General features: G+C 70.0%; 25 protein-coding genes. 15 read left to right on the plus strand and 10 right to left on the minus strand.

Features of this window, described 5'->3' with window-relative positions; translation table 11 throughout:
* Positions 1-243 precede the first annotated feature (243 nt).
* From ACRSBM_RS28660 to ACRSBM_RS28670, 3 genes are all read right to left on the minus strand, one after another.
* Positions 244-621 (minus strand): hypothetical protein, encoded by a 378-nt coding sequence (locus ACRSBM_RS28660; protein ID WP_434447885.1) that lies wholly within the window; start codon positions 619-621, stop codon positions 244-246.
* 246 nt (positions 622-867) lie between these two features.
* Complete coding sequence (gene ligD, locus ACRSBM_RS28665) at positions 868-1,869, minus strand: non-homologous end-joining DNA ligase (protein ID WP_434447887.1); 1,002 nt, start codon at positions 1,867-1,869, stop codon at positions 868-870.
* 9 nt (positions 1,870-1,878) lie between these two features.
* A complete protein-coding gene (locus ACRSBM_RS28670) occupies positions 1,879-2,478 on the minus strand; it encodes a TetR/AcrR family transcriptional regulator (protein WP_434447890.1) in 600 nt (199 codons plus the stop codon).
* Positions 2,479-2,517: 39 nt separating this feature from the next.
* On the opposite strand from ACRSBM_RS28670, the gene ACRSBM_RS28675 reads away from it, so the two are divergent.
* From ACRSBM_RS28675 to ACRSBM_RS28690, 4 genes are read left to right on the plus strand one after another with little or no spacing between them, the layout of a single operon-like run.
* Positions 2,518-3,663 (plus strand): acyl-CoA dehydrogenase family protein, encoded by a 1,146-nt coding sequence (locus ACRSBM_RS28675; protein WP_434447893.1) that lies wholly within the window; start codon positions 2,518-2,520, stop codon positions 3,661-3,663.
* Between the two features lie 10 nt (positions 3,664-3,673).
* A complete protein-coding gene (locus ACRSBM_RS28680) occupies positions 3,674-4,843 on the plus strand; it encodes an acyl-CoA dehydrogenase family protein (RefSeq protein WP_434447896.1) in 1,170 nt (389 codons plus the stop codon).
* 9 nt (positions 4,844-4,852) lie between these two features.
* A complete protein-coding gene (locus tag ACRSBM_RS28685; protein ID WP_434447899.1) occupies positions 4,853-5,593 on the plus strand; it encodes a MaoC/PaaZ C-terminal domain-containing protein in 741 nt (246 codons plus the stop codon).
* On the plus strand, positions 5,590-6,150 hold the full coding sequence (locus tag ACRSBM_RS28690; RefSeq protein WP_434447902.1) for a LuxR C-terminal-related transcriptional regulator: 561 nt from the start codon (positions 5,590-5,592) through the stop codon (positions 6,148-6,150). Before ACRSBM_RS28685 ends, ACRSBM_RS28690 begins: the two co-directional genes overlap by 4 nt.
* Here ACRSBM_RS28690 and ACRSBM_RS28695 read toward each other — a convergent pair.
* Positions 6,147-8,099, minus strand: coding sequence for a LuxR C-terminal-related transcriptional regulator (locus ACRSBM_RS28695; RefSeq protein ID WP_434447905.1), 1,953 nt, complete (start codon positions 8,097-8,099; stop codon positions 6,147-6,149). The two genes, ACRSBM_RS28690 and ACRSBM_RS28695, sit on opposite strands and share 4 nt — an antisense overlap.
* 199 nt (positions 8,100-8,298) lie before the next feature.
* On the opposite strand from ACRSBM_RS28695, the gene ACRSBM_RS28700 reads away from it, so the two are divergent.
* Positions 8,299-8,682, plus strand: a complete 384-nt coding sequence (locus tag ACRSBM_RS28700) for an SsgA family sporulation/cell division regulator (protein WP_434447909.1) — start codon at positions 8,299-8,301, stop codon at positions 8,680-8,682.
* Here ACRSBM_RS28700 and ACRSBM_RS28705 read toward each other — a convergent pair.
* On the minus strand, positions 8,613-10,946 hold the full coding sequence (locus ACRSBM_RS28705) for a helix-turn-helix domain-containing protein (RefSeq protein ID WP_434447912.1): 2,334 nt from the start codon (positions 10,944-10,946) through the stop codon (positions 8,613-8,615). The two genes, ACRSBM_RS28700 and ACRSBM_RS28705, sit on opposite strands and share 70 nt — an antisense overlap.
* A gap of 10 nt (positions 10,947-10,956) precedes the next feature.
* Positions 10,957-11,604 (minus strand): GntR family transcriptional regulator, encoded by a 648-nt coding sequence (locus ACRSBM_RS28710; protein WP_434447914.1) that lies wholly within the window; start codon positions 11,602-11,604, stop codon positions 10,957-10,959.
* Between the two features lie 105 nt (positions 11,605-11,709).
* Here ACRSBM_RS28710 and ACRSBM_RS28715 point away from each other — a divergent pair, with 105 nt between their 5' ends.
* The 9 genes from ACRSBM_RS28715 to ACRSBM_RS28755 all read left to right on the plus strand — a co-directional run bounded on the left by ACRSBM_RS28715 (position 11,710) and on the right by ACRSBM_RS28755 (position 20,827).
* The gene (locus ACRSBM_RS28715; RefSeq protein ID WP_434447916.1) at positions 11,710-12,663 is read left to right on the plus strand and encodes an asparaginase; all 954 of its coding nucleotides are present in this window, start codon (positions 11,710-11,712) and stop codon (positions 12,661-12,663) included.
* Between the two features lie 65 nt (positions 12,664-12,728).
* Positions 12,729-13,019, plus strand: a complete 291-nt coding sequence (locus tag ACRSBM_RS28720; RefSeq protein WP_434447919.1) for a hypothetical protein — start codon at positions 12,729-12,731, stop codon at positions 13,017-13,019.
* 90 nt (positions 13,020-13,109) lie between these two features.
* On the plus strand, positions 13,110-13,532 hold the full coding sequence (msrB, locus tag ACRSBM_RS28725; RefSeq protein WP_434447921.1) for a peptide-methionine (R)-S-oxide reductase MsrB: 423 nt from the start codon (positions 13,110-13,112) through the stop codon (positions 13,530-13,532).
* 359 nt (positions 13,533-13,891) lie between these two features.
* Positions 13,892-14,755: a TIGR04222 domain-containing membrane protein gene (locus tag ACRSBM_RS28730; protein ID WP_434447924.1), complete on the plus strand. Its 864-nt coding sequence runs from the start codon at positions 13,892-13,894 to the stop codon at positions 14,753-14,755.
* Between the two features lie 90 nt (positions 14,756-14,845).
* Complete coding sequence (locus ACRSBM_RS28735) at positions 14,846-15,613, plus strand: TIGR04222 domain-containing membrane protein (protein ID WP_434447927.1); 768 nt, start codon at positions 14,846-14,848, stop codon at positions 15,611-15,613.
* The gene (locus ACRSBM_RS28740) at positions 15,613-16,383 is read left to right on the plus strand and encodes a TIGR04222 domain-containing membrane protein (protein WP_434447928.1); all 771 of its coding nucleotides are present in this window, start codon (positions 15,613-15,615) and stop codon (positions 16,381-16,383) included. Before ACRSBM_RS28735 ends, ACRSBM_RS28740 begins: the two co-directional genes overlap by 1 nt.
* The gene (locus tag ACRSBM_RS28745) at positions 16,383-17,201 is read left to right on the plus strand and encodes a DUF692 domain-containing protein (RefSeq protein WP_434447930.1); all 819 of its coding nucleotides are present in this window, start codon (positions 16,383-16,385) and stop codon (positions 17,199-17,201) included. The genes ACRSBM_RS28740 and ACRSBM_RS28745 overlap by 1 nt, the downstream gene beginning before the upstream one ends.
* 73 nt (positions 17,202-17,274) lie before the next feature.
* Positions 17,275-17,565 carry a hypothetical protein gene (locus tag ACRSBM_RS28750; RefSeq protein ID WP_434447933.1) on the plus strand — a complete coding sequence of 97 codons (291 nt, stop codon included), beginning with the start codon at positions 17,275-17,277 and terminating at the stop codon, positions 17,563-17,565.
* 175 nt (positions 17,566-17,740) lie between these two features.
* Positions 17,741-20,827: a S8 family peptidase gene (locus ACRSBM_RS28755; protein ID WP_434447936.1), complete on the plus strand. Its 3,087-nt coding sequence runs from the start codon at positions 17,741-17,743 to the stop codon at positions 20,825-20,827.
* Here the strand turns inward: ACRSBM_RS28755 and hemQ are convergent.
* The 3 genes from hemQ to hemE are packed head-to-tail and all read right to left on the minus strand — an operon-like array spanning position 20,814 to position 23,991.
* Entirely contained in the window at positions 20,814-21,506 is a 693-nt protein-coding gene (gene hemQ, locus ACRSBM_RS28760) for a hydrogen peroxide-dependent heme synthase (protein ID WP_434447939.1), read from the minus strand. The genes ACRSBM_RS28755 and hemQ overlap by 14 nt on opposite strands.
* A gap of 23 nt (positions 21,507-21,529) precedes the next feature.
* On the minus strand, positions 21,530-22,957 hold the full coding sequence (gene hemG / locus ACRSBM_RS28765; RefSeq protein WP_434447942.1) for a protoporphyrinogen oxidase: 1,428 nt from the start codon (positions 22,955-22,957) through the stop codon (positions 21,530-21,532).
* On the minus strand, positions 22,957-23,991 hold the full coding sequence (gene hemE / locus ACRSBM_RS28770; protein ID WP_434447945.1) for a uroporphyrinogen decarboxylase: 1,035 nt from the start codon (positions 23,989-23,991) through the stop codon (positions 22,957-22,959). Before hemE ends, hemG begins: the two co-directional genes overlap by 1 nt.
* Positions 23,992-24,063: 72 nt before the next feature.
* Between hemE and ACRSBM_RS28775 the strand changes: the two genes are divergently transcribed.
* Entirely contained in the window at positions 24,064-24,606 is a 543-nt protein-coding gene (locus ACRSBM_RS28775; protein WP_045314992.1) for a DUF3000 domain-containing protein, read from the plus strand.
* A gap of 12 nt (positions 24,607-24,618) precedes the next feature.
* Here the strand turns inward: ACRSBM_RS28775 and ACRSBM_RS28780 are convergent, their stop codons facing one another.
* Positions 24,619-25,761 carry a dipeptidase gene (locus ACRSBM_RS28780; protein ID WP_434447947.1) on the minus strand — a complete coding sequence of 381 codons (1,143 nt, stop codon included), beginning with the start codon at positions 25,759-25,761 and terminating at the stop codon, positions 24,619-24,621.
* Positions 25,762-26,003 lie beyond the last annotated feature (242 nt).

Genomic DNA, 26,003 nt, shown 5'->3' on the forward strand with positions numbered 1-26,003 from the left:
CGATCGTGATGCCGTGCTGGTCGGGGACGCCGCGGGGGTGTCGCCCAAGACGGTAGCTGACCCGGGCCGCCGGCCCCGGAGAGTTCGCCTGGGCTTCCCGTTCCTCGCCATTCAGGCGGGGCGAAACCCGAATCAATGGAGTTCGACACCCAAAATACTTACCGTGCTTTCATTCAGCACACCGGCGTGGCGGCCTCCATATTCAATGAAGACGCCGGCACTCCTCAACGCGGCCGGAACCCGCTAAAGGTTGCAGTGGATACCGGCGGACGCGTTCGTCCGAACCCTGAAGTGCACGGTCCGGTCGTTCGGCCGGTCCCACGAGCCGCGGAACGCCCAGTTCTCATACCCGCCTTCGTTGGCACGCACGAACGTGCCGTCGACGAACGCGACGGTCCTGAAGCCACCCGCCTCCTCGCAGTACTGCGGCTTGTTCAGGTTCGTCGTGTGGCTGCGGCCGGTGCGGTAGGTGATGACGTTGTACCTGCCACCGAACCTGTCGAACACCCGGTTCACTCGCTCGAGAGTGCCTTCGGGCGCGGCAACGGCAGCAGGGGCGGCGACGAGACTCATGCCGACGACGAACGCGCCGGCCATCGCCGCAATGCGGTTCTTGCGCAAGGCAGTGCTCCTTCACTGTTGATTGTGCCGCCACCACGAAACCGGGCGGTGGCGATTCGGGACCTAGCACTCACGCTACTGGGTTCCACAGTTGAAGGGGTATATCTGTACATCTTTCGGCGCGAGCGTATCAATTCGCGAACGTATCAATTCGCGTTCATCCTTCGCACCGCCGAACATGAGCGACCGCGCCTCAATTGGGCAGATCTGCCCGTAACCGGCTCGCTCAGCCGCGAGCGGGATCCGTCACTCCTGTTTGCGCGCCCGCGAAGGCTGCACGCGCATCGGCTCGCCCGGCATCTTCGGGTAGTCCGGCGGGTACGGCATCTCCCCGCGCGGATCCGCCGCGTACCACTCCAGAAGCGTCTCGATCCCGAACGCCTCCGAGTCCAGCGAGGCGTGCGGATCACCGCGCTCCTCCAGGTACTTCGGCACGGTCAGCACGTCGAAGTCATCGGGGTCCACAGTGGACAGCTCATCCCACGTGACCGGTGTCGACACGGTCGCACGAGGGGTGCCGCGCACCGACCAGGCGGACGCGATCGTGCGGTCTCGAGCGGCCTGGTTGAAGTCGATGAACACCCTGGAGCCGCGTTCTTCCTTCCACCACGCGGATGTGGCGAGGGAAGGAGCGCGCTTCTCGACCTCACGGGCCAGCGCGATCACGGCGTGCCGGACGTCGATGAAGTCCCACTCGGGCCGGATCCGCACGGCGACGTGGATGCCGCGGCCGCCGGAGGTCTTCGGGTAGCCGGTCAGGCCGGCGTCGGCCAGCACCTCGCGCAGCACGAGGGCGACACGGGCGGCGTCGGAGAAGTCGGTGCCCGGCTGCGGGTCCAGGTCGATGCGCAGCTCGTCGGGGTGGTCGACGTCGGAACGCCGCACCGGCCACGGGTGGAAGTCGAACGTGCCGAGGTTCGCCGCCCACACGATCACGGCCTCGGAGGTCGGGCAGATCTCGTCGGCGGGGCGGCCGGACGGGAAGCGCACCTGCACCGTCTCGACGTACGCGGGAGCTCCCTTCGGCACGCGCTTCTGGTAGAACGCCTCGCCCTCGACGCCGTCGACGTAGCGCTTCAGCACCACCGGGCGGTCGCGCAGCACGGACAGCAGGACGGGCGCGACGGTCCGGTAGTACTCGACCACCTGCCCCTTGGTGATGCCGCGTGCCGGGAAGTACGGCTTGTCCGGGTTGGACACCCGCACCAGCTGGTCGCCGACCTCTACCTCGATCGCCTTGGAAGCCACGCCACGACCCTAGAGGCCGCGCACGAACGCCGCGAGCGCCAGCTCGAAGCTGTCGCGGTCCAGTTCGCGCGCGACGCCGGGCAGGAGGTGGGCGCGGTCGAGGTGCGGGTAGCGGCCGGAGTAGTCGGCGGGGTCGGCGGAGAAGCCGCTCGAGAACGAGCTCAGGGCGGAGCCGAAGACGATGTACATCAGGCCCGCGACGATCATCGTGGCCTCGCGCCGCGACCAGCCGGCGTCGACCAGGGCGCCGTGCAGGAGGTCCAGGCGCTGAAGCGACTCCTCACGCCCGGCCGGGCCGTACGCGAGGAACGGGACGATGTTCGGGTGCGAGGAAAGCGCCGCACGGTACGAGCGCGCGCACCGGATCAGGCCCTCGCGCCAGTCGACGGTGAACCCCGTGACGTCGACCTCGGCCAGTATCGAGGACGCGACGTCGTTGAGCAGCTGGTCCTTGGTGCGGACGTGCCCGTACAGCGACGCCGCCTGCACGCCCAGCTCGGCGGCGAGCTTGCGCATGGACAGGCCGTCGAGGCCATCGCGATCGATGATGGCCAGAGTCACCGACCTGATGCGGTCGGGACTCAGCAGAGGGGTGCTCGGCCGGGGCATGTGGGTTAACCTAACACTGTTCGGTTATCGGGAGGGCCCGTGGATCTAACGCTTTCGGACGAACACCGGCAGCTCAGGGAGCTGGCCCGGCGGTTCACCGACGACCGCATCGTCCCGCACGCCACGCGCTGGGACCGTGAGGAGGCGATCGACCGGGACCTGGTTCCGGCGCTGGGCGAGATCGGGTTCCTCGGCCTCGGCATCGACGAACGATACGGCGGATCGGGTGGCGACAACCTCGCCTACTGCCTGGTGCTCGAAGAGGTCGCGCGCGGCGACAGCGCGGTGAGGGGCATCATCTCCGTCTCGCTCGGCCTGGTCGCGAAGTCGATCGCCCGGCACGGCACCGAGGAGCAGAAACAACGCTGGTTGCCGGGTCTCACCGCGGGCACGAAGATCGGCTGTTTCGCGCTCACCGAACCCGGCACCGGCAGCGACGCGGGCAGCCTCGCGACGAAGGCCACGAGGACGGGCAACGGCTGGGTCATCAACGGCCGCAAGGTCTTCATCACCAACGGCACGTGGGCGGACGTCGCGCTCGTGTTCGCCCGGACCGGCGGGCCGGGCCCGAAGGGCATCAGCGCGTTCCTCGTCCCCACCGCCGCGGAGGGCTTCACCGCCACCGAGATCAAGGGCAAGCTCGGCATGCGCGGCCAGGCCACCGCCGAGATCACCCTCGAGGACGTCGAGGTGCCGGAGGACGCCCTGCTCAGCACGGAGGGCTTCAAGCTCGCGATGGGCGCGCTCGACAAGGGCCGCATGTCCGTCGCGGCGGGCTGCGTCGGTGCCGCGCGGGGCGCTCTCGAGGCCGCGCTGAAGTACGCCGGGGAACGCGAGCAGTTCGGCAGGCCCATCGCGGGCTTCCAGCTCGTCCAGGAGCTGCTCGCGGACATGGCCGTGGAGACCGACGCCGCCAGGCTCCTCACCTGGCGGGTGGCCGACCTCGCGGACCGCGGCGAACCGTTCGGCACCGAGGCGAGCATGGCCAAGCTCTTCGCCAGCGAGGCGGCGGTCAAGGTCGCCAACAACGCCATCCAGGTCTTCGGCGGCTACGGCTACATCGACGAGTACCCGGTCGGCAAGTACCTGCGGGACGCCCGCGTCACGACCCTCTACGAGGGCACCAGCCAGATCCAGAAACTGCTCATCGGCCGCGCGCTCACGGGCGTGAACGCGTTCATCTGAAAGGAAAGCAATGGACTTCACGCTCGACGAGGAGCAGAAGGAGATCCGCGACTGGGTGCGGACCTTCGTGCGCAAGGAGATCGTCCCGCTGGAGCCCGAGGTGCTGCGCCGCGAACGCGCGGGCGAGCCTGGTCTGCCGAAGGCCGAGCTGAAGGCGCTGCAGGACAAGGCGAAGCAGGCCGGTTTCTTCGGTGTGCTGACGCCGCAGGAGTACGGCGGCATGGGTCTCGGCGCGATGATGACCGCGCTCATCGAGGCGGAGCTGGGTCGCAGCTTCGTACCGTTCCGCTTCGGCGGCTACGCGGACAACATCCTGTTCCACGGCAACGAGGAGCAGAAGCAGCGCTACCTGCTGCCGACCATCTCCGGCGAGCGCGTGTCGTGCTTCGCGATCACCGAGCCCGGTGCCGGCAGTGACGCCAAGGCGATCCGCACGTCCGCCGTCAAGGACGGCGACGAGTGGGTCATCAACGGCGAGAAGACGTTCATCACGCAGGGCAACGAGGCCGACTTCGTGATGGTGTTCGCGGTGACGGACAAGGAGAAGGGCGCCGACGGCGGCGTCACGTGCTTCCTCGTCGACCGCGACATGGGCTGGAAGTCCGAGCCCATCCCGACCATGGGCCAGTGGGGTCCGGCGGCGCTGGTGTTCGACAACGTCCGCGTGCCGGAGGAGAACATCCTCGGTGAGGTCGGCAAGGGCTTCCACCTCGCGATGCAGTGGATCGGCCAGGGCCGCTACCTGCTGCCCGCCCGCGCGCTCGGCAGCGTCGAGCGGCTGGTCGAGATGGCGATCGAGCAGGCCAAGAACCGCGTCACGTTCGGCCAGCCCATCGCCGAGTACCAGGCGATCCAGTGGATGATCGCCGACTCCGCGGTCGAGATCGAGGCGCTGCGCTGGCTCGTGCTGCACGCCGCGTGGCTCGTCGACCAGAAGCAGGACTCGCGGCAGGCGCAGTCGATCGCGAAGCTCTACGGCGGCATCAAGGCCAACGAGATCGTCGACCGCGTGCTGCAGATCCACGGCGGCATGGGCTACACCCGCGAGCTGCCGATCGAGCGCTGGTACCGCGAACTGCGGCTGCTGCGCATCTACGAGGGCACCGACGAGATCCAGCGCCGCACGATCGCCCGCAACCTGCTCAAGGGCCACGCGAACGTCCGGGGCACATTGGGTTAGCTTGGGCTGATGCTGCAGCACGACATCCTCGGCGTCGTCGAACGACAGGTCCGCACCTGGTCGGCCGGCGACGCCGAGGTGTACGCGGCGGCGGTCGGCGGCCACTCCCCCGCGTTCGCCATCCCGCTGCTGCAACACGGCGGCCCGCAGCTCGGGCTGACCGGCGCCGACATGACGCAGGTCCTGCACGCCGAACAGTCGCTGTGGCTGCACCGCGAGCTCCCGGCGCACGGCTCGACGGTCGTCACCAAGACGGTCGAGAACATCTACGACAAGGGATCCGGCGCCCTCGTCGTCAGCACGTGGGAGTCGGACTACGCGACGACGCGGTCGTCGTGCTTCGTCAAGGGCGAAGGCGGTTTCGGCGGCGAACGCGGTGAGAGCCGCCAGTTCACCGTCCCCGGCACCACACCGGACGTCGGCTTCTTCCAGACGTCCGCCGACCAGGCGCTGCGCTACCGGGAGACCGGCGACGTGAACCCGATGCACCACGACCCGGCGTTCGCCGCCCGCGCCGGGTTCCCCCGGCCGATCCTGCACGGCCTGTGCACGCTCGGGATCACCGTGCGCGGCCTCGACTTCACCGAGCTGCACGCCCGGTTCACCGCACCCGTGCTGCCCGGTGACGAGCTCAGGATCGAGCGCTGGCCCACCGGCGAGTTCCGCACGTCCGCGAACGGCCGGCAGGTTCTGATCGGTTCGGTTTTCCGAAGTGGGCAGCCGCCGAACACGCGCACGATCGGCGCATGAGTAGTGCCCTGGCAACCGTGGACTCCGGCATCGAGCCGGTACGCGTGGCGGTGGAGTCCCGTGACCTGATCAGCGCGGCCGGCGTGACACACCTGCTGAAGAACTCACCGCGGGTCCGGGTGGTGCAGGATCGTTCGGACGCGCATGTGCTGCTGGCCGTCGTCAACGAGCTGTGCGCGCAACAGGCCGCACGCCTGCGGGCCGGCGGTTCGTCCCGGATCGTGGTGATCGCGGCACGCGTGCACGACCTCACACCGTCGATCGCCGCCCAGGCCGGGCTCGCGGTCCCCTTGCGACGAGCCGACGTCAACGCCGAACGCCTGATCAGACTGCTCGTCGGCGGGCAGGCGGTGCAGGAGCGCGCACCGGTGCTCAACGACCGCGACCTGCAGCTGCTGCGCCTGCTGGCCGACGGCGCCACGATCGCGGAGGTCGCCGCGCGGCTGTTCTGCTCGGAGCGGACCGTGAAGTACGCGCTGCACCAGCTGCTGGAACGGTTCGGGCTGCGCAACCGCGTTCACGCCGTGGCGTGGGCGTTGCGTTCCGGCCTGCTCTAAACGGGACCGAAGACCGACGAGAGCTGCACCCGCCTGCTGATGCCGACCTTGCGGTAGACGCGGGTCAGGTGCAGCTCGACCGCTCGTTGCGTGACGTTGAACCGCGCGGCGATCGCCCGGTTCGTCTCGCCTTCCAGCACCAGCAACACGATGCGCGACTCGTGCGGCGTCAGCCTGTCCCACGCCGCCCCGCGCACCGGCACCCGTGGCCGCGCCAACGCCGCCCGCGCCTGCTCCACCAGCTCGGCGGCGCCCGCCCGTTCGGCATCAGCGAGCGCGGCCCGTGGCGCGCCGAGGGCAAGGTGCATGCGAGCTCGGTGGTGCAGCAACAGGGTGCAGGCCCATGCCGGCGGCAACGAGCCCGTGTAACCGAGTCGCACCAAGGTCTCCCGCGCATCACCGGGACGTCCACTATCCACACAGGACGCCACGAACGCCGCCGCGCCCAACGCCACGCACCCTCGCGCAGGTGCCGCCTGGGCGAGGTCGCGCATGAGCCGGCCGACCTCGGCGTGGTCGCCGGCAGCCCGATGGGCCCACATCTCCAGGGCGGTCAGCCAGTCCTGCTCCGCCCCGGCGAGCCGGGCCCGCAGCCGTGGCGCGAGCTCCAGCACCATGTGCTCCGAACCGTTGCGCAGCAACCCGAGCCCGGCGAGAGCGAGCGACGGGACCAGACGCGGCCCGCTCTCCGGAAGATCGCGCAGCACCTGCTCGGGGTCCGCCGGGACGACCGGATCGCCGCCCACGGCGAGCACGTCCTCGTCGCACTGCCAGTCGAGCACCACCGCGTCGACCCACTCCCCGGCGACGGATCGCTGCCGCGCGAGCTCGTCGGCCCGGGGCGCGATCCCGCACCGCAGGTGCAGGTCCGCCATCCCCACCGCGACCCGCGCCGCGATCTCCGCGCTCACCGGCTCGCGCAGCGCCGCGCGCAGGCACCTCGCGGCGAGCTCCGCCCGTCCCGCCGCCCGGTGCAGCCGGGCCGCGCCGTGCAGCACGGGCGCGACCCAGTGCGCCCCAACGGGTTCCGCGCACGCCACGACGTGCTCGGCCACGAGCGCGGCCGGGTCACATCGCCTGTTCAGGACCTCCGCGGCCGCGCGGTGCAGACGTTCCCGCGACTCCGGTGCCATCTCGTGCCGGATCGCGTGTCCCAGTGCCGGTGATCGCACGCGCATCGGCTCGCCGGCCGCGAGCCGGGCGTCCACGAGGCGTTCGAACGCCGCGAGCGTCCGGAACGACCCCATTCCGGCGACCTCGCACACCACGTCCAGCGACGCGTTCCCGAGGACGGCGAGCGCCCGCGCCACGGCCACCGCGTCGTCGTCCAGCACCTGCCAGCTCCGGCGCACGGCCCGCAGCAGCCGCGGCAGCCGCAGTCCGGGCAGCACAGCGCGCAACGAGTCCGCGGAAACGTCGGGAACAACGTCCAGGACGTCGCTCAGCACCCCCGGCGCCCCGCCGCTGAACTCCAGGCACAACGCCGTCACCTCCGGCGGGACCTCGACGTCGAACCGGCGCCGGACCATCTCGGCGACCGCGGCGGCGTCGATCGGCCGCACCGGCACCCGCACGGCGTCCACGACCGCCAGTGCGTCCGGATCGCAGTCCCCGGCGACCACCACGGCGCCCCGAAACCGCGCCAGCCGCTCGGCCTCCTCCGCGCACAGCCGCTCGACGTCGTCGACCACGAGCACCGTGTGCCGGTCGGTTCCGGTCAGCGCCCGCAGCCCGCGCACCGGCCGCAACCCGCTGCGCACCGCGATGGACGACGCGACGGACAACAAAGCGCTCTTGCCCATACCAGTCGCACCATGCACAACGCACGACCGAGCGCCACCACTCAGGGCGTCCGTCAAGGCGGCGATCTCCCGCTCACGGCCCACGAGCAGCCCGCCCGCCTGGCGCGCGGCGGTGTCGACGAGGCCGGGACGAAGTGGGGCGACCATGCCGACCAGCAAATCGTCAGCGGCGCCGGAGGACCATGCAGAAGGACCGGCAGAACTGCCCCTTCGTACAGCACCACGGGTCGGCCCAGCCGGAAACTGCTCAACCAATCAATTGGTAATGACAAAAACGCAGATGAACCAATTAGGCCCCCATTACGTGATGCTTTTTGTACACAGGCGAACACGACAGGGAGTCCCGATGCGGGTCGCGACACGCACCGTCTTCGACTTCGTCCGGCCGGGCGGCACCACCGCTCCGGTCGAGACCGAGCTGCTCTACCAGGCCGACGACCCGTTCGCGGTGACGATGAAGTTCCGCGCCGGTGGCTCGGTGGCCACCTGGATCATGGGCCGCGACCTGGTCTCCGAGGGCATGAGCATGACGGCGGGCGCCGGCGACGTGCGGTTGCGGCCGGTGCGGGGCCGCATGCTGGTGCTGGAGCTGATCTCCGACCGGCACGTGACGGTGTTGCGGGTGCCCGCGGAGACGCTGCGGAAGTTCCTCGACGCCACCTACCGGCTGGTGCCGCCCGGCACCGAGCGGTTCGACGCCGACGCGTTCCTGAGCGCCGTCCTGCGCTGACGGAGGTCGCCCTCGTCCGTCAGGCACTTCCGCACCTCGGCGGCGATCTCGCGCGTGGCGTCGGTGTCCCACCGCTCGCACGCGGCGAGCGAGTCACGCAGATGACGTTCATACGCACCGCATTCGCCCCGTGAGGCGGCGTTGCCGGCGAGCTCCCGCAGGACCTCGATCTCCCCGAGTCCGTCACCGATCACGCGGAACCCGTCGAGCGCCCGCGCCAGGTCCTCGTCGGACTCGGCGAGCCGGTCCGCGGCGCGGTGGGCCAGGGCGCGATGCCACTGCGTGCGCGCGAGCCACGACGTCATCCGTGCGCGTGTGTAGACGTCCTCGGCCTCGGTCAACGCGGCAACGGCTTCATCCGGCCGGTCAGCGTCTATCAGCGCGAGACCGAGCCATCCGAGCGTGCGCCCGAGCGCGGAGAGTTCGTAGATGGAGTGGGCATAGGTGCGTTGTTCCTTCGCCACTTCCTCGTGGGCGGTCACAGCGGCGTTCGGCCGGTTCATCAACCGCCACAGCACACCGAGCACAGACTGTGCGTAGTGCACGTCCGTGGGCTCGTGCATCGACGCGATCGCCTTGAGGCACACGCGTTCGGCCTCGTCGAAGTGGCCCAGTCCGCTGTGCGCGGCCGACGCGATGAGCCACACCCAGCCGAGGTGCCCCGGCTCCCCCGACGACTCGGCGACCCGTGCCGCGTGGGTCAGCACCTCCAGCGCCGGTCCCGGCCGGTCGGCCACGTCGAACAGCACCCAGCCGAGCTGGGCGAGCAGCACGACCTCCTGCCACGGCTCGCGTGCGCAGGCGAGGGCGAGGCGGTAGACGCGTTCCCAGACCAGGCCCGGTTCGACGGCCGCGTAGTGCGACAGAGCGATCGCGGCGCGGGCCACGTCGTCGTGCAGGTCCTTCGCCCGCGCCCGGTCGAGGATCTCGGGCAGCAGGTCGCGGTGCTCGTCCAGCCAGCGCCGCGCCGTCGCCACGTCCGGGAAAGCCCGGCCGCGCCGCCGGACGCGCCGCGCGTCCCCGGTCTGTCCGAACAGGACTCCCGCGGCCACCGTGGTCTCCAGCAGCCAGGCCAGCATCCTCCGGTGCGCCTCGTCGTCGGTGGCGTCGACCAGGCCCTGGGCGAACGTCCGGACGAGGCCGTGGATCGCGTAGCCCCGGTCGTCCGGGTCGAGCAGGCTGACCTCGGTGAGCTCCTCCAGCGCCTGCTCGGCCTCGATGACGGTGACGCCGGCCAGTTCGGCGGCGAGCTCCGCGGTGACGTGCGTGCCGACGAGCAGCCCGAGACGCCGGAACACCAGCCGCGCGGTCTGGGGCAGGTGCGCGAGCGACACCTCGAACGCGCCGCGCACGTCGAGATCGCCCGCGGTGAGCGCGGCCAGGCGGCGCTCCTCGATCTGCTCCACGAGGTGGCTCAGCGGCCAGCGGGGACGGCTGGCGAGCCGGTTGCCCGCGATCCGCACCGCGAGCGGCGACCTCCCGCACAGCCGGACGAGCTCCCGCGCGGTCCGGGGATCGGCGTCGACGCGGTCCGTCCCGACGATCGACGCCAGCAGTTCGAGGGCACAGGGCTCGGTCAGGCCGCCGAGCCGCAGCCAGGTCGCGCCCTCCAGCCCGGCCAGCCTGCGCCGGGACGTGACGACCGTGAGGCAGTCCGGACTCGCTCCGAGCAGGCGGACCTCCTGCTCCGTACGCGCGCCGTCGAGTATGAGCAGCAGGCGCTTGCCCGCGAGCAACGACCGGTAGAGCCGCGTCTGCCCGTGCACGTCCTCCGGCACGTGCTCAGCGGGGACACCGAGGTCCTTGAGCAACCGCTGGAGTGGCTGCGCGGCGCCACCCAGGTCGACGAGCAGCTGTCCGTCCGGAAATCGGCCCTCCAGGAGGTGGGCCGCCCTCACGGCGAGGCTCGTCTTGCCGGTTCCCGCGGCGCCGTGGACCACCACGAGCCCGCTGGGCCTGTTCGCGATGATGTCGAGCTCGGCATCCCTGCCGACGAGGTCCGCCACGTACATCGGCAACGACCCGGCCGGGCTCGTCAGCGTGATCCGGCCGGTCCTGGCGAGGCGGCGCAGCTCGTCGCGGTCGCGTGCGTCGAGGTCCAGGGCGTCGAGCAGGGCCTCGGTCGTGCGGCGCTGCGGGGAACGGGCACGGCCGCGTTCCATGTCGCTGATGGCGCGGACGCTGACACCGGACCGCTCGCTGAGCTCCTCCTGGCTGAGCCCGGCGTTCTTGCGGTGCCGCAACAGCAGGGCGCCGAACGTCATGCGACCGACGCTAGTGGTTCAGGCTCGTGAGCATCTGCGCACACACCCGCGAGAGGTGCCGGCGCATCACCGTCGACGCCTTCGCCGCGTCGCCGTCCGCGACCGCCCTCACGAGTTCGTCGTGGTCGTCCATCGACGCGTGCTGGTGGGGTGGGTCGTCTTCCAGCGCACTGCGCAGGAGCACCACGCGTTGCTGCACGAGCCGCACCTGCTCGGCGATGTACGGGCTGCGGGCGGCGTCGAGCAGCGACTGGTGGAACGCGAGGTCCAGCCGGTACGGGAACGGCTGCCCCGTCCGATAGTTGCGCCGGCTCTCCGCGCAGACCTCCTGCAACCGCACCAGGTCGACGTCGGTCCGGCGTGACGCCGCCAGTTCCGCTGCCGCGCATTCCAGGGCGGTGCGCAGCTCGAACAACGCCCTGACGTCCTCGGGAGTGGCATCGGGCACGAACGCGCCCCGGTGCGGCACCAGCGTCAGCAGCCCCTCGGAGGCCAGGTGCCGGATCGCCTCGCGCAACGGGCCGCGGCTGATGCCGAGCTTCTGCGCCACCTCGACCTCGTTGACCCGCGAGCCGGGAGGGATCTCCCCGGTGAGCACCTGCTCGCGCAGCACGTCCACGGCCTGACCGGCCAAGCTGAGGTGGAGCGGGGGTGTCACCTTCGTCTCCTGATCTGGACGGCACCGGCCGTCCTCCCGCTAAACTAGCGAACGTGTCAACTGTCGACAGTTGGCAGTTTCGGAGCTGAACGCGGGAGGGGCGACATGGGACACGAGGTCTTGGCCGAGGTCTGGCGGGGCGACTTCCTGGAGTCGGTGCACCACGGCACCGTCGTCGCCACCGATCCGTCCGGCACCCCGGTCCTCTCCGCCGGCAGGCCGGGCGACGTCGCGTTCCCGCGCTCGTCGAACAAGCCGTTGCAGGCCCTCGCGATGCTCCGGGCCGGCCTCGGCCTCGACGGGTCGTTGCTCGCCCTGGCCTGCGCCTCCCACTCCGGCGAGGACTTCCACGTCGCCGGCGCCCTGCGGATCCTGGCCTCGGCCGGTCTGACCGAGGACGCCCTGCAGTGCACCCCGGACCTCCCGCTCGGCGAGCAGGCCCGCGCCCGGCATCTCGCGCAGGGCCTGGCCGCCGCACCGAAGTACATGAACTGCTCGGGCAAGCACGCCGCGATGCTCGCGACCTGCGTCGCCAACGGCTGGTCGACCGCGGACTACCTCGACCCGGCGCACCCACTGCAGGTCGCGACCCGCCGGACCATCGAGGACGTCGCCGGCGAGCCCGTCGCCCAGGTCGGCGTGGACGGCTGCGGTGCCCCGATCTTCGCCATCAGCCTCACCGGCCTCGCCCGCGCGTTCGGCCGCCTCGCCAGCGCGCCGGCGGGAACCCTCGAACACCGGGTCGCCACCGCCATGAACACCTACCCGCAGTGGGTCGGTGGCACCGGTCGCGACGTCACGGTCCTGATGGACGCCCTGCCCGGTGTCATCGCCAAGGACGGCGCCGAGGGCGTCTACGCGGTCGGCCTGCCCACCGGCGAAGGCGTCGCGCTGAAGATCGCGGACGGCTCGTCGCGCGCCCGCGCCGTCGTCATCGTCGCGGTGCTCAAGCGGCTCGGGGTGGACGTGAGCGAGGTCGAGGGCCTCGCCACGGTGCCGGTCCTCGGGCACGGCCGCGCGGTGGGCGCCGTCAGGCCCGCGCTCGCCATCGCGAGCTGAGGCTTCACTGACCGGCAACGCCCGGCTCGTCTTGTTCCCGCGCTCCAGCCACTAAGCTGGGACATATGGGCGATTCGAAGGAAGAGGACGAGAAGTTCCAGGAGGAACTGATCGGCCTCGACCCCAACGACCCCGAGACGAAGGCGTTCGCCGACCACCTCGACAGGATGCAGCGGCAGCGCCCCGGCTACACCGTCGAGGGGTACCTGGAAGGTGTCCAGGACTTCGCCGACTCGGCGAACCGGACCACCGGGCACCAGCGGCTGGTGGCCGTCATCGTGGTGGGCCTGATCCTGCTCGGCGTCCTCCTCACGGTCTGGTTCGCGCTGGGCGACATCCTCTCCATCATCTTCTGACCCGAACGACTCCTTAACCGTGTCTTACGGGGCGGCGGACGACACACCCTGCCGGGAAGCCCTGTACTCGCGGCGGCGTTATAAAGAGTCATGGAACCTGTTGTCGGCGCCACCCCCAAAGTCGTGCGTTCCGAAGAGGAATGGCGCGCCACGCTCAACCCCGCCGAGTACGCGGTGCTGCGCCAGGCCGGCACCGAGCGTCCGTGGACCGGCGAGTACACCGAGACCAAGACCGAAGGCGTCTACGAGTGCCGTGCGTGCGGAGCCGAACTGTTCCGCAGCGACACCAAGTTCGACTCGCACTGCGGCTGGCCGTCGTTCTTCTCGCCGCTGGCGGGCGACTCGGTCATCCTGCGCGAGGACCGCACGCTCGGCATGAAGCGCGTGGAAGTGCTCTGCGCCGCGTGCCACAGCCACCTCGGACACGTTTTCGAGGGCGAGGGGTACCCCACCCCGACCGATCAGCGGTACTGCATCAACTCCGTCTCCTTGAAACTCGTTCCGTCCGAATAGGAGACTGGGCCCCGAGTCCGGTCACACTGGACCGGGCCGACCTGGGAGGCACAATGATCTTCCGTACCGCCCCGCGGGGCACCGACGGCGAAGGCTCCGGCGGAGTCGACGGCGGCTCGTCGAGCTAGTGGCGTGTGGCCCGGAACGTTGGCTGGGTAGTGCACGCTCAGCAGGGCGCCTCGCGGCAACGTTCCGAGCCGCACCACCGGCAACGCCCGCGAAGAATGGGCGACAGCCACAAATCAGTGACAGATCGCGGACAACCCTAAGGCTTCGTCAACAAGCCTTGTGGGCCTGTGGCGTGGACCACACCATTGACGCACCGAAGCACATTCGGGGCAGTCAGGGGGTGGGGTCGCATGGAGCAGTGGGGGTTGTCCGGACCGGAGTTCCTTCAGCTGTACTGGATCGGGCTGGCGCTGGCGGTGCTGGTCGCGATCGTCGTCCGGGTACGCGTGCGGGCGGGTCACAGCACCCAGCCCGTACGCTCCCTGGACATGGACGAGCTCGCATATCTTGCGGGCGGTCCACGGCGCGTGGTCGAGACGGCCATCGCGCGACTGCTCACCGCGGGTGAGCTCAGGACTTCACGGCGTGGCACCGTTCAGGCCACGTCCACCACGCAGTCGCTGAACCCGGTGGACCGCGCCGTCATCATCGACAGCGAGCGCTACACCAACCGCACGGTCAACCTGATGATCCCGGCCATCGCCAAGGACGAGGTCGTCACCTGGATCGGCAGGCGACTCGTGACCATGGGCCTGCTGGTCGACCCGGACGCCGCGAAGAGCGCGGTACGCAAGGGATCCATCGCACTGTGGGTGCTGCTCGCGATCGGAATCGCCCGCTGGGTCAACGGCATCGAGATCGGCGCGGACATCGGCTGGCTCACGCTGTCGCTCGTCCTCACCGGCCTGCTGCTCCTGCTCCTCATGCGCCGCGGCAAGAACGTGACACGTACGCCCAGGGGCAACCGGGTGCTCGCGGAGGCGCGCGGCACGAAGGCCAGGACGGACGAGGCCGTCTACGCGGGCGCGGCCGGAGCGGTCCTCTTCGGTGGCCTCGCCGTCTACCCGGACCTCGCGGTGCGCAGCTCGTTGCTCGCCTCCAGTTCGTCCGGAGGCGGCGCCTACAGCTCGTGTTCATCCGGTTCTTCTTCGTGTTCAAGCGGAAGCAGTTGTGGCGGTGGCGGCGGCTGCGGTGGCGGGTGCGGCGGCAGCTGATCCGTTGTCAGGTCCGATTCGGGTAACACCGGGAACCCAGGGGTAGATCTCACGTCGAAGAAGCACTGGCGCCAGTGAAGGGGAGTGCTGATGTCCACGTCTTCGACACCGCACCGGGCCACGTGGTCCGCGGAGGAGATCGGGTTCCTGGCAGGGGGACCGGGCAGGGCGGCCCAGGCCGTGCTCGCCCGGTTGATGGACGGCGGTCTCGTGCGCGTCTCCCGCGAGGGACTCGTGACCGCCGTCCACCAGAACACCTACGGCGCCACGACTCCGCTGGAGGCGTACGTCCTCGCCGGACTCCACGGCACCGCTCGCCCGATCCACCAGGTCGTGCAGGTGGCGATGGCGAGCCACGAGATGGGCGCGCTGGCGCAGAGCCTGATCGCCCGCGGGGTCGTGCACCAGGGGTGGGGCAGGCCCAGCGGCGGCAGGACCGCGTTGCGGGTGGTGTCGTTCCTGCTGGCCTTCGCCTCGGTGATCGTCGCCTTCGCGGTCGAGTCCTGGGTGTTCGTGCTGACGGGAATGCTGTTCGTGGTGGCACTCCTGCTGCGCGACAAGGGCAGGCTCACGGCGAACGGCAGGACCGTGGTGCGATACGCGTTCCGCAACGCCCGCAGCGGCGCGGACCAGGTGGCGTTGTTCGGGCTGCGCCAGGGCAAGCAGCGCACGAAGACGTCCAGTTCGTACAGCGGCAGCGGTGGTTGCAGCTCGTACGACTGGAGCCACCACAGCTGCGGCGGCTCGTCGTCGAGCAGTTCGAGCAGTTGCAGTAGTTCCAGCAGTTGTTCGAGCAGCAGCAGTTCGAGTTGTAGCAGCAGTAGTGGTAGCAGTTGCGGCAGCGGAGGAGGCGACTGATGGCGACATCGACGACGGCACGCGGAACGCGGTTGCCCCCGGAGCAGATCGGCTACCTGGTGGCAGGACCCGGCCGGGCGGCGGAGACCGCGGTGGCCAGGCTGCTCGACGCCGACCTGGTGCGGGTGTCGCGCGACGGACTCGTGTCCGCCGTGCACCAGACCGAGCTGGGCGCCTCGACCGCGGTCGAGACGTTCATCCTCGTCAACCTGCGCAAGGCGGTCCGGTTCGACGCGGTCGTGCGGAACGCCGCGAAAAGCGCGGAGATGCGGACGCTGCACCAGCAACTGCGGGCACGCAGGCTGACGCGCGACCCCCGTCCCCGGCTCGCGGCGTGGTGGGTCTTCCTCGCGATCGGCGGCGTCCTGAGCTTGCTGGCCTTCCTGGAGCCGTGGACCCTCTTCGGCGCGGCAGGGTTCCTGGGCGCCGCGTATTGGACGTATGGCGCGAAACCGCTCACCAGGGCGGGCCGGGCGGCGTTGAAGGACGTGACCGCGAGCGACAGGGTTCTCGCGGTGGCACTGGAAGGTTTCCGCGGCAGGATCGGCAATCAGAGTGCCGGCGAGCTCTTCGGGCTGCCGCAGAGCGTGGTCAAGATGCTGCCGCGCAAGAGGAAGAGGAAGGCCGGGCGCGGAGGTGCCACGGGCGCGGCCGGCTGCGGCAGCGGGTGTGGCAGCAGCGGTTGTGGAAGCAGCAGCAGTTGTTCGTCGGGCAGCAGCAGTGACGGCGGCAGCAGCAGTTGCGGCGGTGGCGGCGGAGGAGGCGACTGATGGCGGGGATCAAGGACCTGGGTGTCGGCATCGGCTGGCGCCCGGAGATCGACCTGACCGTGGAACGGTTGCCCGGCGTGGACTTCGTCGAGGTCGTCGCCGAGAACCTCCACATCGGACACCTGCCGGAGTCGGTGACGCTGTTACTGGAGCGTGGCATCCCGGTACTCCCCCACGCCGTGTCGCTGTCGCTGGGCGGCGCGGACGAGGTCGACCTCCACCGGGTCGAGCACCTGGGCGCCGTCGCCGAGGCCGTCGGAGCGCCGATGGTCAGCGACCACGTCTGCTTCGTGCGGGCCGGTGGCCTCGACTCGGGCCATCTCATGCCGGTGCCGCGCACCAGGGACGCCCTCGACGTGCTCGTCGCGAACGTCAAGCTCGCCCAGCGGAACCTGCCGGTGCCGCTCGCGCTGGAGAACGTCGCCGCGCTGCTGGAGTGGCCGGACGGCGAGCTGTCCGAGGGCCAGTTCCTCGCCGAGCTCGTCGAGCGCACGGACTGCTGGTTGCTCGTCGACGTCGCGAACCTCTACGCGAACGCCCGCAACATCGGCACGGACCCGGAGCGGTTCCTCGACGAGATCCCGCTGGAGCGGCTGGCCTACGTGCACGTGGCCGGCGGCGAACAGCACGGAGACGTCTACCACGACACGCACGCCCACGCGGTTCTGCCGGAAGTGCTGGAAGTGCTGGACGAACTCTGCTCGCGCGTCGCCCCGCCCGGCGTCCTGCTGGAGCGCGACGACAACTACCCGTCCGACACCGAAATCGCGTCCGAACTGGCCGCGATCCGCGCCGTCGTGGACAAACACCGTGCCTGAAATCCGCGAAAAGAATGATCCTTCGGCCGCACGCGAAAGGCTTGCGGCCCAGCAGGCCGAGCTGCTAAACGCATTGCTCGCGAACGGACCGGCTCCGGCGGGATTCGACGAACAACGACTCGGCGTCGAACGCCGCGCGTTGCTGTCGAAACGGCGCGGCATCGCGCGGATGCTCGGCCCCGCGGTCGCCGACGAGCTCGGCGACCGGTTCCGGCCGCTCTTCGACGCCTACGCGGTCGAACATCCTCGTCGTGCGGGCTCACGCGCACGCGAGGATGCGGCGGCGTTCGCGGAATGGTGCCGTGCCTCCGGAGAGCTGCCGGCGAAACGCCAGGCGCGCTGGAAGTTCTGGCGGTCGAACTGACGAGCGAACGTTCCGGGGGCCAGAATCCCCCATTCAGCCCTGTGTGACCTGACCCACCATCGATACGTTCGAAAGGGTCGGGGGGCCTTTTTACCATTGCCTTCGCTTTGCCGCGAAAGGCCTTCCGGCCTGCGCGGACCACAGCGCGCAGAATTCGAACCACGAGGGGATTCGAATGCGCGGAAAATCCAAAGTGCTGGGCGCCGTCACGGCGCTCGCCCTGACCGTGGCACCGGCCGCCACAGCCGCGGCCGCTCCACCAGCGGGCAACGCCCCGCAGAAGACCGCCGACGAGGTCACCCTCGTCACGGGCGACAAGGTCCTGCTGGGACACGACAGGCAGGTCGTCGCGATCCAGCCAGGAGAGGGCCGCGGGAACATGGCCTTCAAGACCGCTCGCACCGCGGACGGTCACACGATGGTCGTGCCGAAGGACGCGTTCGAGCCCCTGGCGGCGGGCCGGCTCGACAGCAGACTCTTCGACGTCACCACGTTGCTGGAGTTCGGCTACCGCGACCGCATGCCGTTGATCGTGGACGGCCGGGCGAGACTCGGTGCCAGGTCCTCGGACGACTGGACGGCGCTCAAGGCCGAGGCCGCGACCGGTGACAAGGTCTGGCTCGACGGCATCCGCAAGCCGAGCCTCGACCGCAGCGTCGCCCAGATCGGCGCGCCGGCCGCCCACCAGAAGGGCATCACCGGCAAGGGGATCAAGGTCGCGATCGTCGACACCGGTGTCGACGAGAAGCACCCGGACCTCGCCGGTCAGCAGATCGCGGAGAAGAACTTCACCTCCGACCCCGACACCACCGACAACGTCGGCCACGGCACGCACGTCGGGTCGACGGTCGCGAGCCACGACTCGAAGTACGGCGGCGTCGCACCGGGCGCGCAGCTCATCGACGCGAAGGTCTGCATCGAGTTCGGCTGCCAGGAGTCCTGGATCCTCGACGGCATGCGCTGGGCGGCGGAGCAGGGCGCCCAGGTCGTCAACATGAGCCTCGGCGGTGGCGACACCCCCGAGGTCGACCCGCTGGAGCAGGCCGTCAACGACCTGACGGCCCAGTACGGCACGTTGTTCGTCATCGCGGCGGGCAACTCGGGGTCGCCCGGCTCGGTGAGCTCGCCCAGCACGGCGGAGGCCGCGCTGTCGGTCGGCGCCGTCGACCGCGACGACAAGATCGCCCCGTTCTCCAGCAAGGGCCCTCGCGTCGGAGACAGCGGGCTCAAGCCCGAGGTGACCGCACCGGGCGTCGACATCGTCGCCGCCAAGGCCGGGACCACCGACCACTTCGCGGCCAGCGGCACGTCCATGGCGACCCCGCACGTGGCGGGCGCGGCGGCGTTGCTCAAGCAGCAGCACCCGGAGTGGACGCCGGCGCAGCTCAAGTCGGCGCTCGCGACCACGGCCAAGCCCGCCGAGGGCGTCAGCGCGTTCGACCAGGGCGCCGGGCGCATCGACGTGGCCAAGGCGGTCGAGCAGGTGCTGACCGGCGACGTCGCCGTCAACCTCGGCCTGCACGAGTGGCCGCACGGTGACGACAAGCCGGTGACCAAGGCGATCACCTACACCAACCCGACGGACGCGGCGATCACGCTCGACCTGGCGCTCAAAACCACCGCGCCGGCCGGCATGTTCGCTCTCGGCGCCACGAAGGTCACGGTGCCGGCCAAGGGAACGGCGTCGGTCAACGTCACCGGTGACAGCCGCGTCGGCACCCAGGACGCCGCGTACACGGGCGAGGTCGTCGCCACGTCCGGTTCGCACACCGTCCGCACGCTCGTCGGCATCGACCGCGAGGTGGAGAGCTACACCCTCACGATCGACATGACCGGTCGCGACGGACAGGATCCGGGGACCTCGTTCACGTTCCTGGTCGGCCTGGACAACAACACGTTCAAGCCGATCGCCGGTACGGGCGACGTGAAGATCCGCCTGCCCAAGGGCACGTACTTCCTCGACACGACGCTGTACAACGGCGAGCGGGGCATGGACCTGCTCTACCAGCCCACCGTGAAGCTGACCGGCGACGTGACGGTCAAGCAGGACGCCCGCCTGGCCCAGCCCGTGTCGGTGAAGGCACCGGAGGAGACCGGTGACTTCACGCTCGGGATGATCGCCTTCCGCCGAGCTGTCGACGGCCAGAGCCGCCTGCAGGGCACCATGCTCGTGTTCGGCGGTTTCCAGGACGTCGGGATCGCCCAGGCAGGCGGACCGCTGCCGCCCGGCGACCTGTCGTCGCTCGCGATGCTGCAGGCCAACACCACGGCCGACCCGCACACGTTCTACCGGCTCGCCTACCCGGTTCCCGGCGGCCTCCCCGTCGGCCTGGTCAAGGCGCCTGCCAAGAAAGAACTGGCCAGGGTCGAGTCCACCATCGGCGGCCAGAAGCCGGACAGCCAGGCGTCGAAGGGCGAGTTGCCGTTGTCCCCGCAGGGATTGGGCGGCAGCACCGCGCTCTACCCGGTGGCGCCGGGCGCGACCGCGGTCGACTACGTGAACACCGAGGACGTGCGCTGGCAGTCCGCGATCATGACGCGGCACGCCAACGGCGCACAGGAACGCATCACCTCCGCGACCCGCACGTACCAGGCGGGCAGGACCTACCAGGAGCGCGAAGTCCGGCCGGTGTTCTCGCCGGGTCTGCCCGAGTCGCAGTACGGGTTCGTCGAGCGGTACGGCACGCAGCTCTACGTCGGCGTGCCGATGACGAGCGACGGCACCCACGGCGACGGCACGTCCACTGTGGACAGCGCCAGGACCGCGTTGTACCGCAACGGTGTCCTGGTCGGTGAGACCACCACGCCAGGCGGAGTGTTCGACGTGCCGCTGCCGCGGGCCGACTTCCGCGCCGAGATGAGCGTCGACCGGAGCTCGCAGTTCGAGTTCAGCACCAAGGTGTCCGCGGTGTGGACCTTCAAGTCCCAGGGCACCGAGGGCAAGATCGACGCGCCGCCGTTGTCGGTGGTGAAGTTCGAACCGAAGCTCGACGCCAACGGCGCGGTGCCCGCGGGCACGTTGCAGCGCATCGGACTGCTCACCCAGACGCAGGGTGACGCGGGCAGGGTGCGCGTCACCGGAGTCCAGTACTCGCACGACGACGGCAAGACGTGGCGCCGTGCGGGCGTGGTCGGCAACAGCGCGTTGGTCTACAACCCGGCGAACGCGCAGTGGACTTCGTTGAAGGCCACCGCGACGGACGCCAAGGGTGGAACCGTTGAACTGACCGTGATCCGGGCCTACCGGGTCACGGCAGGTTAAGGACGAGCTCGGCCGCCGGGACGCGGGTGCCCGTGTAGAAGGGGATTTCCTCTCGCACGTGCAGCCGCGCCTCGGTGCCGCGCAGGTGCCGCATGAGGTCGACGATGCGGTGCAGCTCGTCGGCCTCGAACGCGAGCAGCCACTCGTAGTCGCCGAGGGCGAACGACGCCACGGTGTTCGCGCGCACGTCCGGGAAGTCGCGGGCTTCCTTGCCGTGGTCCGCCAGCATCTTGCGGCGGTCCTCCTCCGGCAGCAGGTACCACTCGTAGGACCGCACGAACGGGTAGACGCAGATGTACTTGCGCGCCTCTTCACCCGCGAGGAACGCGGGGATGTGGCTGCGGTTGAACTCCGCGGGCCGGTGCAGGGCGACCTGCGACCAGACCGGCGTGGAGACCTTGCCGAGCGGGGTGCGGCGGAAGCCGGTGTAGGCGGCCTGCACCTGCTCGATCTCCTCGGCGTGCCACCAGATCATGTAGTCCGCGTCGGCGCGCAGACCGGCCACGTCGTAGACGCCGCGGACGACGACGCCCTTGCCCTCCAACGCGTCCAGGTAGTTCTGGGTCTCACTGGCCGCCGCGGACCTGTCGTCCGGCAGCTTGCCCGGTTCGACCCGGAACACCGACCACATCGTGTAGCGGATGGTGTCGTTGAGCTCGTTGTAGTTGAGGCGCGCCATACGTCCATCTTGGCACGCGGCTCTCAACGCCGAACGCGGCCCAGCAGGTGTGCTGCGACACGGGCGGCGGCCGCGTCGGCGGTGGCGATGCACGCCGGCACGCCCACGCCGTGCAGCGTGGCGCCCGCCACCGCGAGGCCTGGCACGTCGCCGATGCCGCGTTCGATGGTCTCGACCAGGTCGACGTGCCCGACGCCGTACTGCGGTAGTCCCCCGCCCCAGCGCTGCACCACGTAGTCGATCGGCGCGGCCTTGACGCCGGTGAGCTCGTGGAGGTCGTTGCGCACGGCTTTGACCAGGTCGGCGTCGCTGCGCTGCAGGAGCGCAGTCTCGCCGTGCCGCCCGACCGAGCCGCGCAGGACCACGGGCTCGCCGTAGTGCGACCACTTGCGGCTGGAGAACGTGAACGCCTTGGCGGTGAACGGGGTGATGCGGTCGGAGTACCGCTCCCCCTCCGCGATGAGGATGCCGGAGCGGTCCGGCAGCTCGGTGCCCGGCGGCAGCGCCAGTGCGACCACGGCCATCGAGGCGACCTCGACCTTGCCGTACGCAGCGGACACCTGCGGCGCGATCTCGTGCAGCAGCTTGCGCGCGGACGGAGCCGGGACCGCGAGCACGACGCCGTCGCACTCCAGGTACTCCGGGGTCGCGGCCGACCCGATCTCGAGCCGCCAGCCGGCGCCGAGCCACGACAGCACGCGGACCGGCAGACCCAGCCTGACCTCGGGTTTCGCCACCTCTGCGAGCCGATCGACGAGTGAGGAGACGCCGTTGCTGAGTGAGGCGAACACCGGCGGACGTGCGGCGCGGGGCTGCGGTGGCGCTGGCATCATCATCGCGGCGGCCGCGAGCAGCGAGCCGACACCCTTGTCCAGCAGCGTCGCGATCTGCGGCATGGTGGCGCGCAGGCCGAGCTCGTCCGCGCGGCCCGCGTAGACGCCTCCGAGTAATGGGCTGACCAGGCGGTCCGCGATCTCCGGGCCGAACCTGTCCTTCATGAGCGTGCCGACGGCGACGTCACCGCCGCCGAGCTCGATCGGCGGAAGCGTCGGTTCCATCTCGACCCGCAGCGCGCCCTCGGACGACAGCAGGTGCCGCACGGTCTCGACGCTCGCCGGGACACCCATGAACGTGTGCGCGGGCAGCTGGTGCGTGCGCCCGGCCGCGTGGACGGACGCCTTCGCCGCCGTCGGGTGCACGACGTGGCCGGCGAGCCCGATCTCGTTGATCAGCTCCTGCGCCTCGGGCTTGCGGTGCAGGAACGCCTCGGCGCCCACGTCGAACCGCACACCCGCGAGCTCGGTCGTGCGCAGCTTGCCACCGAGCCGGTCGGACTGCTCGATCACCGTGATCCTGGCCGCGGGACCGAGCAACATCCGCAACCGGTGCGCGGCGGCCAGGCCGGAGATGCCTCCCCCGACGACGGCGACGTGCGGCGTTCTTGCCTGCATTACAAGCTGTGGATCAGCTCGACGGTCCGGGTGATGATCTCCGGATCGGTGTCGGGCAGCACGCCGTGACCGAGGTTGAAGATGTGGCCCGCGGCGGCCTTGCCCTCGGCGTGGATGCGGCGCACCTCGCGTTCGACGGCCTCGAAGCCCGCGAAGAACAGCGCCGGGTCGAGGTTGCCCTGCACGACCGGCTCAGGCAGTTCGGGAGCGGCCTTCCGCAGGCGCTCCACCGCGACGTCGAGCGGGAGACGCCAGTCGACGCCGACGACGTCCGCGCCGGCCTCGCGCATCGCGGGCAGCAGCTCACCGGTGCCGACACCGAAGTGGATCCGCGGGACGGTGCTGATCGTCTCCAGGACGCGCTTCGAGTGCGGCAGAACGAACTCGCGGTAGTCACGCTCGGACAGCGCGCCCGCCCACGAGTCGAACAGCTGGACCGCCTGCACGCCCGCGTCGAGCTGCGCGTGCAGGAAGGCGGCCGTGACGTCGGCGATCTTGGAGAGCAGCGCATGCCACAGCTCGGGGTTGCCGTGCATGAGGGCCTTGGTGCGCTCGTGGTTCTTGCTCGGCCCGCCCTCCACGAGGTAGGAGGCGAGCGTGAACGGCGCCCCCGCGAAGCCGATCAGCGCGACCTGCTGCGGGAGTTCCTTCAGCAGCAACCCGATCGCGTCCGCGACCGGCTGGACCTGCTCGGCGTGCAACTCGGGGAGCCTGCGCACGTCGTCGAGGGTCCGGACCGGGTTCGCGACCACGGGACCGGTGCCCGCGACGATGTCGAGGTCGACACCGGCGGCCTTGAGCGGCACCACGATGTCGGAGAACAGGATCGCGCCGTCGACGCCATGCCGCCGGACGGGCTGCATGGTGATCTCGCAGACCATCTCCGGGTCCATGCACGCGTCGAGCATCGCGGTGCCCTGGCGAAGCGCCCGGTACTCGGGCAACGACCGTCCCGCCTGCCGCATGAACCAGACAGGCGTGTGCGACGGGGTGCCGCCACTTGCGGCCACGAGGAGGGGAACTGATGCAGTCATATCTCTTTCATGGTCCCACGTCCCGGCGTGCCGCCGTCACTCGGTCGGTTTGCGAGGCATACAGTCAGTTGTGTGACCGAGCCGGAAATCTTCCGCCGGGCGGTGGGGACGCTCAAGTCGGTTCGCCACAGGCCCGAGATCGAACTCACCGAAGTTCGCCCGCCGCAGCGGCTCGCGCCGTGGGCGTACGCGCTGACCGCGGAGGTCACCGGCCCGTCGGACGAGCTGTCGACCGGAAGGCTCGTGCTGCTGCACGACCCGGACGGCGACGAGGCGTGGGGCGGTGTCCTGCGCGTCGTGGCGTACGTGCGCGTCGAACTGGATCACGAGCTCGCGTCGGATCCGCTGCTGCCCGAGGTCGGCTGGTCGTGGCTGACGGAGGCCCTGGAGCAGTCCGGAGCCGGCTTCACCGCGCTGGGCGGAACCGTGACGCAGACGTCGTCGGCGCGGTTCGGCGACATCGCCGGCCCCGCTCGCACCGACGACCTGGAGCTGCGCGCGTCGTGGACCGCGCTCGACGGAGAACTCGCCGAGCACGGCACCGCGTTCTACGAGCTGATGGCGACGGCCGTGGGGCTGCCGCCGGTCGGGGTCACCATGTTCGGGCAGCGCTAGTTCCTCGCTGGATCAGTCGGCGTCCTTGAGGACGCGCAGGACGTTCGCCCCCGCGAGCTTCGCGCAGTCGTCCTCGGACCAGCCCTTGTCCAGCAGCGCACCGAAGAGGTTCGGGTACGTGGAGACGTCCTCGAGTCCCTGCGGGAGCGCCTGGACGCCGTCGTAGTCGCCGCCCAGCCCGAGGTGGTCGATGCCGACGACCTCACGGGCGTGCTCGAGGTGCAGGACGACGTCGTCGAGCGTGGCGACCGGCTTCGGGTGGTCCACGATCCACTTCTCGCCGAAGGTCTTGCGCTCGTCCATGTCGGCGTGGCTCTTGCCGGCGGCGGTCATGGCCGCACGAAGGGCTGCGTCCCATTCAGCGACACGAGGTGAGACGAAGTCCGGGACGAATGTGATCATGGCCACACCGCCGTTGGTCTTCAGCTTGACCAGCACGTCGTCCGGGATGTTGCGCGGGTGGTCCGCGACGTGGCGGCACGACGAGTGGCTGAAGATGACGGGCTTGACGCTGGTCTCGAGCGCGGCGTGCATCGTGCTGGGCGCGACGTGGCTCAGGTCGACGAGCATGCCGATCCGGTTCATCTCGCGCACGACGTCGCGGCCGAACTCCGTCAGCCCGCCGTGTTCTGGCTCGTCAGTGGCGCTGTCGGCCCACGGGGTGTTGTCGTTGTGGGTCAGCGTCATGTAGCGGACGCCCAACCGGCGCAACGCGCGCAGGACCCCGAGTGAAGAGTTGATGGAATGCCCGCCCTCGGCCCCGAGAAGCGATGCGACACGCCCGGACGCGAAAACTTTTTCAGCCTCGGCGGCGGTGGTCGCGATGTCCAGGTGATCGGAGTACCGCTCCGCCAGCTCGTAGACCAGCTCGACCTGCTCCAGGACGGCGGTGACCGCTCCGTCGCCCGCGAGCCTGCCGGGAATCCAGACGGACCAGAACTGCATCCCCAGTCCGCCCTCGCGCATTTTCACGATGTCGGTGTGCAGGCTGGGATGACGTTGCCTGAGATCGATCTTCGCGGCGGTGGTGTAGACGTCCTCGCCCGTTCCGTCACCGAACTCGCGCAAAGCCCACGGCAGGTCGTTGTGGCCGTCGACGAGAGGGACACGCTGCAGCAACGTCCGCGCTCGCTCGACACCGGAACTGCTCGGCACAACCAACTCCTAGATGTCGTTCTGAGAGGGGCTCGCGTTACACCCCCTATCTAGTTGTCATCCAATCGTGTGACACATGAGGCCATCTGTCACAACTCAATAGGGATAGATACCCGATTGATCGTCCCGTAGACCCGCATGGGCGGCTACGCTGCCCCAGACGACACCACTTTCGGTCGATCAGTGGCGCGGCTGATTGGACGAAAGTCTCCGGTGCCGGTCGGGGGGCACGACCGACTCCA

Origin of the sequence: Lentzea xerophila (assembly GCF_051094245.1) — a bacterium.
Taxonomy (GTDB): Bacteria; Actinomycetota; Actinomycetes; order Mycobacteriales; family Pseudonocardiaceae; genus Lentzea; species Lentzea xerophila.

What these genes read in the sequence shown, in the direction of transcription:
- ACRSBM_RS28670 (WP_434447890.1), bottom strand. Translation starts at nt 2,478, where the DNA reads ATGCCCCGGCCGAGCACCCCTCTGCTGAGTCCCGACCGCATCAGGTCG.
- ACRSBM_RS28680 (WP_434447896.1), top strand. Translation starts at nt 3,674, where the DNA reads ATGGACTTCACGCTCGACGAGGAGCAGAAGGAGATCCGCGACTGGGTG.
- ACRSBM_RS28685 (WP_434447899.1), top strand. Translation starts at nt 4,853, where the DNA reads ATGCTGCAGCACGACATCCTCGGCGTCGTCGAACGACAGGTCCGCACC.
- ACRSBM_RS28690 (WP_434447902.1), top strand. Translation starts at nt 5,590, where the DNA reads ATGAGTAGTGCCCTGGCAACCGTGGACTCCGGCATCGAGCCGGTACGC.
- ACRSBM_RS28695 (WP_434447905.1), bottom strand. Translation starts at nt 8,099, where the DNA reads ATGGTCGCCCCACTTCGTCCCGGCCTCGTCGACACCGCCGCGCGCCAG.
- ACRSBM_RS28700 (WP_434447909.1), top strand. Translation starts at nt 8,299, where the DNA reads ATGCGGGTCGCGACACGCACCGTCTTCGACTTCGTCCGGCCGGGCGGC.
- ACRSBM_RS28705 (WP_434447912.1), bottom strand. Translation starts at nt 10,946, where the DNA reads ATGACGTTCGGCGCCCTGCTGTTGCGGCACCGCAAGAACGCCGGGCTC.
- ACRSBM_RS28715 (WP_434447916.1), top strand. Translation starts at nt 11,710, where the DNA reads ATGGGACACGAGGTCTTGGCCGAGGTCTGGCGGGGCGACTTCCTGGAG.
- ACRSBM_RS28720 (WP_434447919.1), top strand. Translation starts at nt 12,729, where the DNA reads ATGGGCGATTCGAAGGAAGAGGACGAGAAGTTCCAGGAGGAACTGATC.
- msrB (WP_434447921.1), top strand. Translation starts at nt 13,110, where the DNA reads ATGGAACCTGTTGTCGGCGCCACCCCCAAAGTCGTGCGTTCCGAAGAG.
- ACRSBM_RS28730 (WP_434447924.1), top strand. Translation starts at nt 13,892, where the DNA reads ATGGAGCAGTGGGGGTTGTCCGGACCGGAGTTCCTTCAGCTGTACTGG.
- ACRSBM_RS28735 (WP_434447927.1), top strand. Translation starts at nt 14,846, where the DNA reads ATGTCCACGTCTTCGACACCGCACCGGGCCACGTGGTCCGCGGAGGAG.
- ACRSBM_RS28740 (WP_434447928.1), top strand. Translation starts at nt 15,613, where the DNA reads ATGGCGACATCGACGACGGCACGCGGAACGCGGTTGCCCCCGGAGCAG.
- ACRSBM_RS28745 (WP_434447930.1), top strand. Translation starts at nt 16,383, where the DNA reads ATGGCGGGGATCAAGGACCTGGGTGTCGGCATCGGCTGGCGCCCGGAG.
- ACRSBM_RS28755 (WP_434447936.1), top strand. Translation starts at nt 17,741, where the DNA reads ATGCGCGGAAAATCCAAAGTGCTGGGCGCCGTCACGGCGCTCGCCCTG.
- hemQ (WP_434447939.1), bottom strand. Translation starts at nt 21,506, where the DNA reads ATGGCGCGCCTCAACTACAACGAGCTCAACGACACCATCCGCTACACG.
- hemG (WP_434447942.1), bottom strand. Translation starts at nt 22,957, where the DNA reads ATGCAGGCAAGAACGCCGCACGTCGCCGTCGTCGGGGGAGGCATCTCC.
- hemE (WP_434447945.1), bottom strand. Translation starts at nt 23,991, where the DNA reads ATGACTGCATCAGTTCCCCTCCTCGTGGCCGCAAGTGGCGGCACCCCG.